This window comes from Rhizobium sp. CF122, from assembly GCF_000282035.1.
Taxonomy (GTDB): Bacteria; Pseudomonadota; Alphaproteobacteria; order Rhizobiales; family Rhizobiaceae; genus Rhizobium.
In genome coordinates, this window is the sequence record NZ_AKKA01000126.1 from 14850 (window position 1) to 28914 (window position 14065).

Here is a 14065-nt window from a genome sequence, read left to right on the forward strand (position 1 = left end):
TAGGCGTTTTTTGAAGGCGCGTTGGCATAGTGGAGCCATCAAACGAGCGGGGTAAACCCGCCGAACCGAAGGGTACTAAAGCCGCGATAGACGGCAGGGCCCCGAAGGTAAAACAGGGTAAGTCGACAACAGGCTAAACAGGGACAAAACCGATGGCACGCTTTGAAATGCATAATGCTGAAATGGCCACCATGGGTGGCGAGAACAACGCCGACATCTTCTGCGAAATGGGTCTGATGTATGCGACTGGCCGCGGCTGCGCCGTGGATCTGGTCGCCGCTCATAAGTGGTTGAACATCGCGGCGATAAAAGGCAACGACCGCGCCGCCGAGCTTCGCGCTGATGTCGCCGCAAGCATGGACAAAATGCAGATCGTAGAGGCGCTACGGGCTGCTCGCGAATGGATGACGATCCACTAAGGACCGTTTCCCCGCCAACGCGGGGCCAATAACAACCATAAAAGAGGGGCTGGCAGGTTCTGGAGAAGGCCTATGCCATGAACAGCAACCGCGACCGGCAGGAACAAGGCCGGCGCGGTTCTTTGTGTTAGCCCAGCGTCTTGAGCACCTGCGGCAGCGCTTCCTCGAAAAACGCCATGTCAGCATCCGGTCCGACGCTGACGCGGATGCAGCGGTTGAGCGGAGCGACACCCGGCATACGAATGAAGACACCGTGTTGCATCAAGCCATCGACGATGGCACGAGCATAAGTTCCGTCCCGTCCGGTGTCGATCGCGACGAAGTTCGTTGCAGAGGCAAGCGGAAGTAGATTGTTGGCCCTGGCAATACCGGCGATCCGGTCGCGCGCGCGGTGAATATTTGCCACCACCTCGGCGAGATAGGCATGATCCTTAAGCGCCGCCAGCGCTGCGACCGTCGCCAGCCGGTTCATCCCGAAATGATTGCGGATCTTGTCGAACGCGCGGGCTGTGCCGGGTGTCGAAATGACGTAGCCAACCCTCGCGCCGGCCAAGCCATAGGCTTTCGAGAAGGTGCGTGTGCGTACGATGTTGGGCAGATCAATGAGCGCGCCGATCGCGGGCAGAGATCCGGCCGGTCCGGTTTCGCTGTAGGCCTCGTCGAGGATCAGCATCGTGGTTTCCGGCAGCGCGCGGGCAAAGGCGACGATACTTTCGGCATCCCACCAGCTTCCCATCGGATTATCAGGATTGGCGAAATAGACCAGTGGCGCGTTCTCGCGCTTAACGGCTTCCAGGAGGCCGTTGAGATCCTCGCGATCGTTGGCATATGGCGCAGTGACGAGCCGTCCGCCGAAGCCTGCAACGTGGAAATTGAACGTCGGATAGCCACCGAGCGATGTCACGACAGGTGCCCCCGGCTCGATCACGAGCCGAACGATCTGGCCGAGCAGTTCGTCGATGCCGCCGCCGATCGCGATGGATTCGATTCCGACACCGAGATGGTTGGCAAGGGCCTCTCTGAGAACGTAATTTTCCGGGTCGTTGTACTTCCAGATCTCGCCAGCCTGCTCGCGCATCGCGGCGAGCACGGACGGGGCGGGGCCGAAGCCATTCTCGTTGGCGCCGATGCGCGCCTTAACGGAAAGGCCGCGCTGACGCTCGATCGCTTCTGGGCCGACAAAAGGAACAGTGGAGGGGAGGGCGCTAGCAAGCGGCGTGAAGCGCGAGAAGGCGGACATGCTGGAGCGATTTCCTGAATGCTGTGAAAAATCGAACCGACAATAGGCCGTGCTGCCGCCAAGGCAAGAAACATTATTCCCCGGGGTGGGCGATTTACATACGCACGGATCCGCGAGCTTCGAGAGCTTCTACATTGCCGGCCATGAAATCGGCGCGCACGACTCGACGCAGGACTTCGGGATCGATTGTGTTGATGAACCGCACGCCAATACGTTCATTATTGCGATAGACCTCGGCGCAACCAATCCGGTAGGCAAGGCCAAGAATATTGAGGTAGTAGTGCTTTGGCAGGCCTGCGGTCGATGACACGACAAACGTGGCGCCACCGCGTGAGATATCGACGATCTCGGCACTGCGGATGGAAATGCCGGTCAGGCAGGGTCGAACCGCGACGATCCGGGCTGGGCGCCTTACGTTGAATTGTTCCCAGCGCGTCTCGTAAACCGCAGATTTCACGGTCGCAAGGTGTGTGGCGCGAAGCATCGACATCCCGCGTGTCTCCCTTGAACCAAGGTGATCCCGGTCCTCTTCGATTGGAGCCTCACACGAATGCTTTGCGCAATTGTCAAAGAAGAAAATACAATTTTAGTGAAGCAGCTTTTTTCCGCCTGCTTGCGCGCCCTAACCGAATATTCGAGCAGTCAATAATCCAGCCGCCGCGGACAGCGCGGTGAGAAACGTGCCCCGCAGATCCATGATAGTCATCGCCACAGGCCAGTTTCTCAGGGTAGCATGATTGGTGAGGCCGTAAGTTTCGCAGGCGGCCGCGCCGAGAACGGCGCCAGCTATATAGCGTCCAGAACCAGTAGGCTGATGAAAGAGCCCCCGTAGGCGAGCGCTGCAATCTTCATCTAATTGATTCCTTCTGACTTTATTGCCTTTGCGCACCGAATCGCAATTGGTGCGCCAAGCACCGCAATTGTCGCGAAATGTCATCGAACTCTTTGTCGGCTGGCACGTTTGCCTAATTGTCGGCGGCGCGCCCGACGCTCCAAAATTGCAGAGCGAGGAAATCAAAATGATTGATGTCAGAGTTCCGTCAAAATCGTGGGTGGTCGTTTGCGATGGTGCCAAGGCCTTGATCCTGCAAAATGCAGGTGATGTGGCATATATGAACCTGAAGGTTGAGGAGACCTTGTCCCAGCCGAATGAGCCGGATCGGGAAATTGGCACTGACAAACCCGGTCGAACGCATGCCGCAGATGGCTCGAGCGGCAGTGCCGTGCAGCAAACAGATTGGCATGAGCAGGCCGAAACGGAGTTTCTGAAGCGGGTTGCCGCGAAGATGGACCTGCTTGTGCGCGAAAAGCAGGCGCGTCGCATCGTTCTAGTCGCGCCACCAAGGGCACTCGGCACGCTGCGCGACAATCTCACTCCAGACGTTCAGGCTGCAATTTCGGCTGAAGTCCCAAAAGATTACATCAATTTGCCCGTCGACCAGATTGAACGACATCTGGTGGCCTAGTCAGACTTCAAGCGGTGGATGTGGATACGGACCTCGCCGTTCGTATCCGCTTCTCAGCTCTCGAAATTCAGCCGCAGGACATGATGCAGGAACTCCGGGTTGATCAGCATGTTGAAGCTGATTGTCACCAGTTCTCCCTCGCGCTTGACCACCGTCGAACCGATCTCGTCGTGTATGCCGAGGATCTCGAGGAAGAAGTGGTTCGGCACCTCGAGGTTCGGGCTGACTTCCAGCACCGCGCCGGCAAGCGTGATCGTGCGGATCAGGCAGCGGACCTGCGTTCCCGTGCTGAGGTGATGTCCGACGAATATGATCTTGCCGGGACGGTCGAGCGAAAATTCCCGGTAAGCCTGCTCGGGCTGCGGGTGCTCTGTGTCGAGGTGCATCTGAAAGGCCATGGTAGCCTCCGCTTGTTGTACGCTTCGAGATTAGCGCAAGATTGCTGACAACTTCTGAATAATCTCCCTACAATGCGAAGCTTATGCCTGTCTGGAGAGGGAAATGGCTCATTATTGGGCATCCGGATTGGTCCGGCTTGACACGCCGCCGCCCTTCAAGCATATCGGGCGTGGCTCGAGGCGCCGGCCGCTCGCGGACGACAAGTCCACGGTGAAGTCCCCGATATCATTCAGTCACAGCCATTGGTGCATGCTGACTGCAGGCAATGCGAGCTCCCTTGTAACGGTCGAAATGGCATGCCTTCCGAAAGGCTGAATCCGTGACCACCGCATATCCGACAATTGAAGAACTGAAGTCGCAAGCCAAGCGCCTTCGCCAGGCGATGGAAGCACGCGGCACAGCGATTTCACACAGTGCCGCGCTCGAACTCGTTGCCCAGCAGCATGGCGTTCGCGACTGGAACACGCTTTCCGCACTCGCGACGCGGCCGAACGAGGAGCCGATCGCCGCGATCTGCGTTGGCTCCTTGGTGCGCGGCCGCTACCTGAGCCAGCCGTTCACCGGCAAGATCCTGGCGCTTTCGGCGCACGGCGGCGGGCGTCACAAGATCACCATCCACTTCGACGAACCGGTGGACGTCGTGACCTTCGAGAGCTTTTCCGCCTTCCGTCAGCGCATCAATGCGCAGATCGACGGCAATGGCGTATCGCCGCGGAAGACGTCGAACGGTGTCCCGCATCTCGTGCTCGACATCTAGCGAGGCACTTAGTCCTTGCCGTGCACGGTGCTTGCGGCTGCGGCGGCTGAGGCCTCCTTCAGGGCCTCAGCACATTCCTGACAGCAAACCTTGACGGTCTTGCCTCGGCTCCAGTGATAAAAAGAGAGCAGGGCGGCAACGAGCCGTGATCGGGCCGTCTCCGGCGTGCGGCGAGCGTGGGCACGAAGAATAGTGATTGAGCCGTGCATGGTAGTCCTCCATCGGTTCGATTTCGATGGAGGCAGTGAACCATCTGCGCGGCTTGCCGGCTGTCAGATTATTTAGCGATCGTACGCCGCCTTATTTCAGCAGCCATTCGTGCTCCGGCTGGTTGTGGAACTTCCACACCCGCTTCGGGCCGGCCATGACGTTGAGATAATAGAGATCATAGCCATGGATGGTGGCGCAGGGGTGGTAGCCCTTCGGCACCAGCGTCACGTCGCCGTTTTCTACAGCCATCGCTTCGTCGAGCGAGCGATCGTCGGTGTAGACGCGTTGGAAGGCGAAGCCCTGCGGCGGGTTCATGCGGTGGTAATAGGTCTCCTCCAGCAGACTCTCGTTCGGCACATTGTCCTGGTCGTGTTTGTGAGAGGGGTAAGAGGACGTGTTGCCGTTTGGCGTGATGACCTCGACCACCAGCAGCGAATGGGCGGAGTTGTCATCCTCGGGCATGATGTTGGTCACGAGACGCACATTAGAGCCCTTGCCGCGCTGGAATTGCGGGTGCACGCCGGGCGGGATGAGCTTTGCCTTGTAGGCGCCGCCACCGGGCGCCGAGCAAACGGCAAGCTCCATGTTCGTTTCGGCCGTCACCGACCAACTGGAGCCGGCCGGCACATAGAGCGAATGCGGCGCACCCTCGAACGGGCTCATGCGCCCGCCGACCGAGCCGAAATCCTCTCCTGCGGCCGTGGCCTTGCCCTTGCCGGCCACCCAGACGAGGCAGACTTCGCGGTCGCCGGCTTCGCCGGAGACGGTCTCGCCGGGCTTAAGGCGATGCAGGTCGAAGCCGACATAGGTCCATCCGGCGGTTTCCGGCGTGACATGGGTGACGCGGCCGTGGTCACCCTTGGGTTTTACGAGAAGGTTCGGCATGAACTGATTTCCTTCATTCGATCTCAATGATCTTAGGCAGAACGCTATCCCTTGGGGAAGCCTTCCGTTTCGACGGTGTAGCCCGCCGCGGTCATCACGCGCATCAGTTCGGCATGGCCGATCTCAGCCATCTTTTGGGGCGGAGCCTTGCGCGGATCCTGCTCGGCCTCGACGACAAACCAGCCCTCATAACCGTAGTTGGCCAGTCGCTGGACGATCGCGCCGAAATCGAGCGAGCCGTCGCCCGGTACGGTGAAGGCGCCGAGCGCCACCGCATCGAGGAAGGACTGCCTACTGCGGTCGAGTCCATCGACGACGGCCTTGCGGATATCCTTGACGTGCACGTGGTTGATACGGGCGTGGTGATTGTCGATGGCGCGCAGCACGTCACCGCCGGCAAAGGCCAGATGCCCGGCATCGAGCAGCAGCGGAATGCCTTCGCCCGAATTGCGCATGAAGGCGTCGAGTTCCGGCTCGGTCTCGACCACGGCCGCCATATGATGGTGATAGGAAAGCGGCATGCCCTGTTCGGCACACCACTCGCCGAATTCGGTGAGGCGACGGCCGTACACCTTCATCTCGTCGTCGGAGAGGCGCGGCTTGGTCGCGAGCGGCTTGGAGCGGTCGCCCTGGATCGAACGACCGACCTCGCCATAAACAATGCAGGGCGCGTTGACGGCCTTGAACAGCTCGATCATCGGCGCGATGCGGTCTTTGTTGGCAGCAAGATCCTCGTCGACCAGCGTGCCGGAGAACCAGCCGCCGCAAAGCGTCACGTCGGCGGCGCGCAGGATGGGCAGCATCTCGGCCGGATTGTTGGGGAAGCGGCGGCCCTGTTCCATACCGGTAAAGCCCGCAGAGCGCGATTGGCGCAGGCATTCCTCCAGGGACACATCGTCGCTGAGTTCAGGAAGATCGTCGTTCCACCAGGCGATCGGCGACATGCCAAGTTTGGCCTTCATCAATAGTCTCCTCAAGGCATTGTTGGAAGAGCGGTCCCGCTATTCCGGAAAGTGAAATCAATCGATTAGCCGATGCGCTGGGCGGCGCGCGCCTTGACGTAAGCTGCGTGCGCCTTGTTGACCTGCTCGCGCGGGCTGACTTCGGGAACGGCAACGTCCCACCAGTAGCCGCCGGCTTCCGTCGTAATCAGCGGGTCAGTGTCGATCACGAAGACCGAGGTGCGATCGTTCTTCTTCGAGTCGGCGATTGCCTTCTCGAGCTCTGCGATCGACGCAACCTTGACCGCAACGGCACCCATGCTCTCGGCATGCGCCCGGAAATCGATCTCAGGCATCACTTCGTAATGCGCGTCCTTCAGCAGATTGTTGAAGTTTGCACCGCCGGTTGCCATCTGCAGCCGGTTGATGCAGCCATAGCCGCGGTTGTCGAGCAAGACGATGTTGAGCTTCAGGCCGAGCATGACCGACGTCGCGAGCTCCGAGTTCAGCATCATGTAGGACCCGTCCCCGACCAGGACGAAAACTTCCTTTTCGGGATGCGCCATCTTGGCACCCAGGCCGCCGGCAATCTCGTAGCCCATGCAGGAGAAGCCGTATTCCATATGGTAGCTGCCGGGTGCGGTGGCCGGCCAGAGCTTATGCATCTCGCCCGGCAGACCGCCAGCAGCGCATAGGCCGATTGCCTTTTCGATGTCGATCGAACGGGTGACGGCGCCAATCACCTGGGCGTCGGAGGGCAGGGCGGCATTGGTGCTGGCCATCGCCTTGGCGGCGGCGTCCACCCAGACTTTCTTTTCCCGTTCGGCCTTCTCCGCCAGCGCGGCCGGTGCCTTCCAGCCGGCGAGCCCGCTCGAGACGGCCTTCAGTCCTTCGCGGGCATCGGCCACCAGCGTCTGGCCGTCGTGCTTCGCGGCATCGTAGGTAGCAATGTTCAAGCCGAGAACCTTCAGCTTCTCGTTCTGGAAGAGTGCCCAGGAACCCGTCGTGAAGTCCTGGCAGCGGGTGCCGACGGCGATGATCAGGTCCGTTTCGCCTGCAATCGCATTGGCCGCTGATGTGCCGGTAACGCCGACCGAGCCAAGCGCCAGCGGGTGCCGCTCGTCGATCGCCGACTTGCCGGCCTGCGTGACAACGACGGGAATCCGGTGTTCCTCGGCAAAAGCCGTTAGTTCCTTGGTGGCCTGTGAATAGAGCACGCCGCCGCCAGCGATGATAACCGGCTTCTCGGATTTTCTGATGAGGGCGATGGCGTTCGCCAGTTCATCGACATCCGGACGCGGACGGCGCTGGGTCCAGACGCGCTCCTCGAAGAAGCTCTCCGGATAGTCGAACGCTTCCGCCTGCACGTCCTGGCACAACGACAGTGTGACCGGGCCGCAATCATATGGATCGGTCAGAACCTGCATGGCACGCTTCAGCGCCGAGATGATCTGTTCCGGCCGCGTGATCCGATCGAAATAGCGCGAAACCGAACGGAAGGCATCGTTCGCCGAAACCGTGCCGTCGCCGAAATCCTCGATCTGCTGCAGCACCGGATCCGGCGCGCGGTTGGCAAAGACGTCGCCTGGCAGGAAGAGGACCGGGATGCGGTTGACGTGGGCGACACCAGCAGCCGTCACCATGTTGAGTGCGCCGGGACCGATGGAGGTCGTGCAGGCCATGAAGCGTTGGCGGAAATTCGCCTTTGCATAGGCGATGGCCGCATGCGCCATGCCCTGTTCGTTATGGGCACGATAGGTCGGCAGTTCGCCGCGCACTTGGTAAAGCGCCTCGCCGATGCCGGCTACGTTGCCATGCCCGAAGATCGCCCAGACGCCGCCGAAGATCGGGACCTTCTTGCCGTCGACGATCGTCATCTGCTTCTTGAGAAAATGCGTAACGGCCTGGGCCATCGTCAATCGTACAGTCTTGCCCATGGGGCACCTCCCAAATGCTCTAATTAATGTAGGCCGCGCGTTTTCAACCAGGCCTCGGTCAATTGGCGGAAGCGGCCAGCCATGTCGGCGATCGCTTCCTCGTCATTCATCTTGCCGGAAAGCCAGGCGCGAGCTGCTTCGGCAAAAATCGTGCGTCCCACGGCAAAGCCCTTCACGGAAGGAGCCGCCAGCGTCGCCTCAAAGCCTTTCACCAGCTCATCGGCAGGGGCTTCAAGGCCGAGCAGCACGATCCCGCGGCACCATGGGTCGTTCTTGGCGATCACTGCGTCTATTTTCTTCCAGGCGGCCGTCGAAGCCTGCGGCTCCAGCTTCCACCAGTCGGGCTTGATGCCAAGCGCATATAGCTCTTCCATCGCGGTCGAAACCGTATCGTCCGTCAGCGGCCCGTTCTTGCTCGCGATGATCTCGACGAGCAGTTCGCGGCCGACCTTGCGGGCGGCTTCAAAGAGCGTGCGCAGCTTCTCCTGCTGCTCGGTCTTCAGCGCTGCCTGATCATCCGGATGGTAGAAGCAGAGGCACTTGATGCAATGATCGAGCGGCCATTCGACAAGTTGTGAGCCAATGTCCTGGCTGAACTCGAATCGCAGTGGCTTGGACCCCGGCAGTTCCACCGGACGACCAATCCACGCAAAGTTCTTGGTTGCCGCATCGAAGAAGGCGTCGCGCCCGAAGCGCTCATCGATCAGCATGCCGTAGCCGTTGCGGCCATCTGCAACACGGGCGGCGGCTTCCACCGCAAGACGCTTGAAGGCGACGATCTTCTTGTAGTCGACACCGAGTTCGTCGCAGACGCTGGTGAGTTGCGAGCGGTGATCGATCGCGAGTGCCATGAGAAGCGGAATATCACCCTTGCGCGTCGAAGCCCAATGGATGTGGTTGATCGCTTCGTCCTTGCGCAAGGCGCGATGCTTGCTGCCGTATTTCAGGAAGAAGTCAAGCTCGGCCCAGGTCGGGTACTCCGGCGAGCAGAGCAGACGGGAGACGGCGAAAGCGCCGCACGCGTTGGCCCAGGTCGCACAAGTCTTCAGTGGCTCATTCTTCAGCCAGCCGCGCAAGAGGCCGGACATAAAGGCGTCGCCGGCGCCCAGCACGTTGAACACCTCGATGGGGAAACCTTCGCCGACAATGCCGTCTTCCAGATTGTCGCTGATCGGACCGTCATAGACGATGCAGCCCATGGCGCCACGCTTGAGAACGATGGTTGCCGGCGACAGGCGGCGGATTTCCTTGAGTGCGCCGAGCACGTCATCCGCCCCGGAGGCAATCAGGATTTCCTCTTCGGTTCCGACGATCAAATCGCAGTCGGGAAGCGTTTCCTTCATCTTAGACGAGACGCGGTCAGACTTCACGTAGCGCTCGAAACCCTCGGCGTGACCGGCAAGGCCCCAGAGATTCGGCCGATAGTCGATATCGAAGATCACCTTGCGGCCATTGGCCTTGGCGATACGGATTGCCTTGCGTTGCGCGGCCTCCGTGTTCGGTCGCGAGAAATGTGTGCCCGACACCAGCACCGCACGCGACGATTTGATGAAGTTCTCATCTATATCGCCTTCATCGAGCGCCATGTCGGCGCAGTCGGAGCGATAAAAGATCATCGGGGACACGCCTTCGGCCTCCACGGCAAGAAGCACCAGCGCCGTCAGGCGTTCCCTATCGGTCTTGATGCCTTTCGTCTCGACGCCTTCGCGTGCGGACTGCTCGATGATAAAGCGGCCCATCTGCTCGTGGCCAACGCGGGTGATTAGGCCGGACTTGAGTCCGAGGCGCGCGGTTCCGATGGCGATATTGGCGGGGCAGCCGCCGACAGACTTGGCAAAGGAGCCGATGTCTTCGAGCCGCGAGCCGATCTGCTGCCCATAGAGGTCGACCGAGGAGCGGCCGATGGTGATCACGTCAAGCGATGGCTCCGGCTGCGAGCCCGGGTTCGGTTGTGCCATGATGTCCTCCCGCTAGATTTTAGCTACGCCTTGGTGCGTGCCGATTGCAGGCAATGAAACATTGGTTCCGTATTGTTGTCAATTCGGAATGTTTATTCCATTTTTCATTTCACCGATTTTGGGTGAGTTCTTTTCCGCCGCCGCTCGGCAATGGCGACTGGCAGGGCCATCGTCAGTGCCATAGAGGCAGAGAGCGAGCGAAAACCGGCAAAGTCCGCCTCCGCCACCTCGAACCAGCAGGTGGCGCGGGCAGCCAGCGGCGAAAACGCCGAATCGGTGATGGCGACGACAGGCACGCCGCGATCGGCCAGCGCTTCCGCCTGGCTCAGGCTATCGGCGGCATAGGGCGAGAAGCTTGCGGCGATTGCCGCATCGTTCTGCGTCGCGAATTGCACCATCTCCGGATCGACGCCATTTGGCGAAGCGACGATCTGGTGCCGGATATTCAGCTTCGAGAAGGCATAGGTCATATGCGCTGTCAACGGATAGGAACGCCGCTTGGCGATCAGATAGATCGTCTCGGCAGCCGCGAGAATATCGACAGCCTTGGTAAAGGTGTCCGTCTGTACTGTGGCTGCCAGCCGGTTGACCGATTGGCTTGCGGCCGAAATGAAGCCGGAAAGCAGGCTGGCATCTTCGTCCTCGCCGCTTGCCTGCTCCAGCGTCACAAGCCGCTCTTCATATGTCAGGGTGCGGTCGCGCAGGCGCTCGCGAAAGATACTCTGCAGGTCCGAGAAGCCCTCATAACCCAAATGGTGCGCAAGGCGTACGAGCGTCGACGGCTGCACGTCGGATGCCGCCGCGATGCTTGCCGTCGTGCCGAACGCAATTTCGTCAGGATTGCCGAGAGCAAAGGCTGCGACCTGCGCAAGTCGCTTCGGCATGGTTGCTTTCCGTTCGATGATGATGCTGCGTAGGCTCTCGAAGTCGCGCGGAACCCTGGCGGTCGTTTTGCTGTCACTGTCCATGCGTGCGGTCCGTTGAACGAAATAAACATTCCATATCGAAGACCATAAATGATTTTCGCCCGCGAGCCCAATTGTTTTTATTGCATTGAAATCCAAGCGTTTTGAACAGTTTTGGCGCCCGTTGCGGCAAAAGTATGCGGGAAGGGACGCTTGTCAAAATGATCTAAATATTCCAAAAATTCGACTGGCATCTGGAGGAGATACGATGAAATCACTGGGAATCGGCCTGATCGGCACCGGCTATATGGGCAAATGCCATGCGCTCGCATGGAATGCGGTAAAGACCGTCTTCGGCGACGTAGAGAGTCCACGCTTGGTTCACCTCGCCGAAGCCAATGCCGAGCTTGCTGGGAAGCGCGCCTCCGAATTTGGTTTCGAAAAGGCGACCGCCGATTGGCACACGCTGATCGCCGATCCCGAAGTCGACGTCGTTTCCGTCACCACGCCGAACCAGTTCCACGCGGAGATGGCGATTGCCGCGCTCGAAGCCGGCAAGCATGTCTGGTGCGAGAAGCCGATGGCGCCGGCCTATGCCGATGCCGAACGCATGCTGAAGACGGCAAGGGCCTCGGGCAAGGTCGCCGTTCTCGGCTACAACTACATCCAGAATCCGGTGATGCGGCATATCAAGGCGCTGATCGAGGAAGGGGCGATCGGCGCCGTCAATCACATCCGCGTCGAGATGGACGAGGACTTCATGGCTGATCCCGATGTCTTCTTCTATTGGAAGAGCGAACTTTCGGCCGGTTATGGCGCGCTGGATGATTTCGCCGTACACCCGCTGTCTCTACTTTGGTATCTGTTCGGTCACGTGGAGGCTGTCATCACCGATATGGTGAAGCCCTACGATAGCCGGCCAGTGAAGGAAGGTGGTCGCCGCGATGTCGAAAATCACGACGCGGCCAATGTCTTGATGCGCTTCGGCGGAGGTATCTCCGCTGTCTTGATGGCGAACCGCGCCGCTTGGGGGCGAAAGGGTCGAATCGCTTTGCAGATATTCGGCTCGATGGGCTCGATTACCTACGATCAAGAGCGCATGAACGAATTCGAGCTCTATCAGGCGCAGGGCCGCGGCTCCGAACAGGGCTTCCGCAAGATACTGGCCGGCCCAGCTCACCAACCCTATGATCGCTTTATTCCGGCGCCAGGCCACGGGCTTGGCTTCAACGACCTGAAAATCATAGAATGCCGCGAATTGATCCGCGCAATTTCCGGTGAGCCGTCGTCGATCGTGACATTCGAAGACGGTCTTAGGATAGAGAAGTCCGTTCACGCCATGGCACAGTCATTCCACGAGCGCCGCTGGATCGAGATCGACTGAGGTCGATCAGCTACCGGTTGACGGCGCTGGGGGCAGGGGCTAGGCCTTTGCTGGAACGCGCGAATTGATGCTGGGAGTGGGAACGTGACGGACAGATTGGTGATCATCGGCGCCGGGCAGGCGGGTTTTGCACTGGCCGCGAAACTGCGCGCATTGAAGGATACGCGTCCGATCACCATCGTCGGCGCTGAGGACGTGCTGCCCTACCAACGTCCGCCGCTGACCAAGAAATATCTGCTTGGCGAGATGGCGTTCGATCGCCTGCTATTCCGCCCTGAACACTGGTATCCGGACAATGATGTCGAGATTCTGCTTGCCACATGGGCCGAGCAGATTAAGCCGGACAGCAAGCAGGTCCTGCTGCAGGACGGTTCCGTCCTCGACTACGATACCTTGGCACTGACCACCGGTTCCTCGCCGCGCAGTCTGCCGGCGACCATCGGCGGAGATCTCGAGGGCGTGTATGTCGCACGCGACAAGCGCGACGCCGACTGTTTGGCGGACGAAATGCGCCCGGGACGCCGCGTCCTTATTATAGGCGGCGGCTACATCGGCCTCGAAGCCGCAGCCGTTGCCCGCCATCGCGGCTTGGAGGTGACGGTGATCGAGATGGCCGACCGAATCCTTCAGCGCGTCGCCGCCAAGGAAACCGCCGACATCATGCGGGTGATTCACGAAGCGCATGACGTCGTCATTCGCGAAAAAACCGGCTTGAAGCGTCTTCTGGGCAAGGACGGCCATGTCGTCGGCGCCGAGCTTTCCGACGGTTCGGTCATCGATATCGATTTCGCCATCGTGGGGATTGGCGTCGCGCCGAACGACCAGCTTGCCAAGGATGCGGGAATCGAGGTCGGAAACGGCATCATCGTCGATGAATTCGGGCGAACCTCCGACCCATCGATCTTTGCGGCCGGCGATTGCACGTCGCTTCCCTGGCAGGATGGCCGCATCCGCCTGGAGTCAGTGCAGAACGCCGTCGATCAGGCAGAAGCCGTGGCAGCGGTGATCGCCGGCGGCAACGCGCCTTACGATCCCAAGCCGTGGTTCTGGTCGGACCAGTATGATGTGAAATTGCAGATCGCCGGCTTCAACCTCGGCTATGACGAGACATTGCTTCGTCCGGGTTCGCGCGAAGGTGCTCATTCGATCTGGTATTTCAAGGACGGCGTGCTCATTGCCGTAGATGCGATCAACGATGCGAAAGCCTACGTGACGGGCAAGAAACTGCTAGAATCGGGGATCAACCCTGACAAGGCGATCCTTGCCGACGCATGCGCCGATCTCAAGCAGTTGCTGAGCTGAGGCCGCTCGCTACCGCATCAGGTGAAAAAGCCGAAAAAGCGCTTGCGTCACCTGGCGAATGACTCTATCAGGCTCCCACCGGAGAGGTGGCCGAGTGGTCGAAGGCGCTCCCCTGCTAAGGGAGTATACGTCAAAAGCGTATCGAGGGTTCGAATCCCTTCCTCTCCGCCATCGCAATCTGTGTCCATACCGAAGACATAGGTAACAGAGCGTACCTAAGACATGGATGACAACCTCGTGCCGAACGGGTTGTCGATGGTTT

Annotated in this window: 14 protein-coding genes and 1 tRNA gene; 6 read left to right on the forward strand and 9 right to left on the reverse strand. The window is 60.0% G+C overall.

The window, feature by feature from the left end; genetic code table 11:
• Positions 1 to 152 precede the first annotated feature (152 nt).
• On the forward strand, positions 153 to 419 hold the full coding sequence (locus tag PMI09_RS29465; protein ID WP_007802970.1) for a sel1 repeat family protein: 267 nt from the start codon (positions 153 to 155) through the stop codon (positions 417 to 419).
• A 127-nt stretch (positions 420 to 546) separates the two neighbouring features.
• On the opposite strand, the gene PMI09_RS29470 is transcribed toward PMI09_RS29465, so the two are convergent.
• From PMI09_RS29470 to PMI09_RS30815, 3 genes are all read right to left on the reverse strand, one after another.
• On the reverse strand, positions 547 to 1659 hold the full coding sequence (locus PMI09_RS29470; RefSeq protein ID WP_007802971.1) for a pyridoxal phosphate-dependent aminotransferase: 1113 nt from the start codon (positions 1657 to 1659) through the stop codon (positions 547 to 549).
• A 94-nt stretch (positions 1660 to 1753) separates the two neighbouring features.
• Entirely contained in the window at positions 1754 to 2149 is a 396-nt protein-coding gene (locus PMI09_RS29475; protein ID WP_007802973.1) for a hypothetical protein, read from the reverse strand.
• Between the two features lie 132 nt (positions 2150 to 2281).
• Positions 2282 to 2596: a DUF2177 family protein gene (locus PMI09_RS30815; RefSeq protein ID WP_081499130.1), complete on the reverse strand. Its 315-nt coding sequence runs from the start codon at positions 2594 to 2596 to the stop codon at positions 2282 to 2284.
• An 82-nt stretch (positions 2597 to 2678) separates the two neighbouring features.
• Here PMI09_RS30815 and PMI09_RS29480 point away from each other — a divergent pair, with 82 nt between their 5' ends.
• The gene (locus PMI09_RS29480; RefSeq protein ID WP_007802975.1) at positions 2679 to 3125 is read left to right on the forward strand and encodes a baeRF12 domain-containing protein; all 447 of its coding nucleotides are present in this window, start codon (positions 2679 to 2681) and stop codon (positions 3123 to 3125) included.
• A gap of 53 nt (positions 3126 to 3178) precedes the next feature.
• Here PMI09_RS29480 and PMI09_RS29485 read toward each other — a convergent pair whose 3' ends face one another.
• A complete protein-coding gene (locus tag PMI09_RS29485) occupies positions 3179 to 3511 on the reverse strand; it encodes a hypothetical protein (RefSeq protein ID WP_037084548.1) in 333 nt (110 codons plus the stop codon).
• Positions 3512 to 3843: 332 nt separating this feature from the next.
• On the opposite strand from PMI09_RS29485, the gene PMI09_RS29495 reads away from it, so the two are divergent.
• Positions 3844 to 4281 (forward strand): glyoxalase superfamily protein, encoded by a 438-nt coding sequence (locus PMI09_RS29495; RefSeq protein WP_007802980.1) that lies wholly within the window; start codon positions 3844 to 3846, stop codon positions 4279 to 4281.
• 300 nt (positions 4282 to 4581) lie between these two features.
• On the opposite strand, the gene iolB is transcribed toward PMI09_RS29495, so the two are convergent.
• From iolB to PMI09_RS29525, 5 genes are all read right to left on the reverse strand, one after another.
• Complete coding sequence (iolB, locus tag PMI09_RS29505) at positions 4582 to 5376, reverse strand: 5-deoxy-glucuronate isomerase (RefSeq protein ID WP_007802985.1); 795 nt, start codon at positions 5374 to 5376, stop codon at positions 4582 to 4584.
• Positions 5377 to 5420: 44 nt separating this feature from the next.
• Complete coding sequence (gene iolE, locus PMI09_RS29510; protein ID WP_007802987.1) at positions 5421 to 6338, reverse strand: myo-inosose-2 dehydratase; 918 nt, start codon at positions 6336 to 6338, stop codon at positions 5421 to 5423.
• A gap of 65 nt (positions 6339 to 6403) precedes the next feature.
• Complete coding sequence (gene iolD / locus PMI09_RS29515; RefSeq protein ID WP_007802989.1) at positions 6404 to 8254, reverse strand: 3D-(3,5/4)-trihydroxycyclohexane-1,2-dione acylhydrolase (decyclizing); 1851 nt, start codon at positions 8252 to 8254, stop codon at positions 6404 to 6406.
• Positions 8255 to 8277: 23 nt separating this feature from the next.
• Positions 8278 to 10212: a bifunctional 5-dehydro-2-deoxygluconokinase/5-dehydro-2-deoxyphosphogluconate aldolase gene (locus tag PMI09_RS29520; protein WP_007802991.1), complete on the reverse strand. Its 1935-nt coding sequence runs from the start codon at positions 10210 to 10212 to the stop codon at positions 8278 to 8280.
• Between the two features lie 104 nt (positions 10213 to 10316).
• A complete protein-coding gene (locus PMI09_RS29525) occupies positions 10317 to 11180 on the reverse strand; it encodes a MurR/RpiR family transcriptional regulator (RefSeq protein WP_007802993.1) in 864 nt (287 codons plus the stop codon).
• Positions 11181 to 11385: 205 nt separating this feature from the next.
• Between PMI09_RS29525 and PMI09_RS29530 the strand changes: the two genes are divergently transcribed.
• From PMI09_RS29530 to PMI09_RS29540, 3 genes are all read left to right on the forward strand, one after another.
• Positions 11386 to 12501 (forward strand): Gfo/Idh/MocA family protein, encoded by a 1116-nt coding sequence (locus tag PMI09_RS29530; protein ID WP_007802995.1) that lies wholly within the window; start codon positions 11386 to 11388, stop codon positions 12499 to 12501.
• Between the two features lie 84 nt (positions 12502 to 12585).
• Entirely contained in the window at positions 12586 to 13803 is a 1218-nt protein-coding gene (locus PMI09_RS29535) for an NAD(P)/FAD-dependent oxidoreductase (protein WP_007802997.1), read from the forward strand.
• Between the two features lie 80 nt (positions 13804 to 13883).
• Positions 13884 to 13974, forward strand: a tRNA-Ser gene (locus tag PMI09_RS29540).
• Positions 13975 to 14065 lie beyond the last annotated feature (91 nt).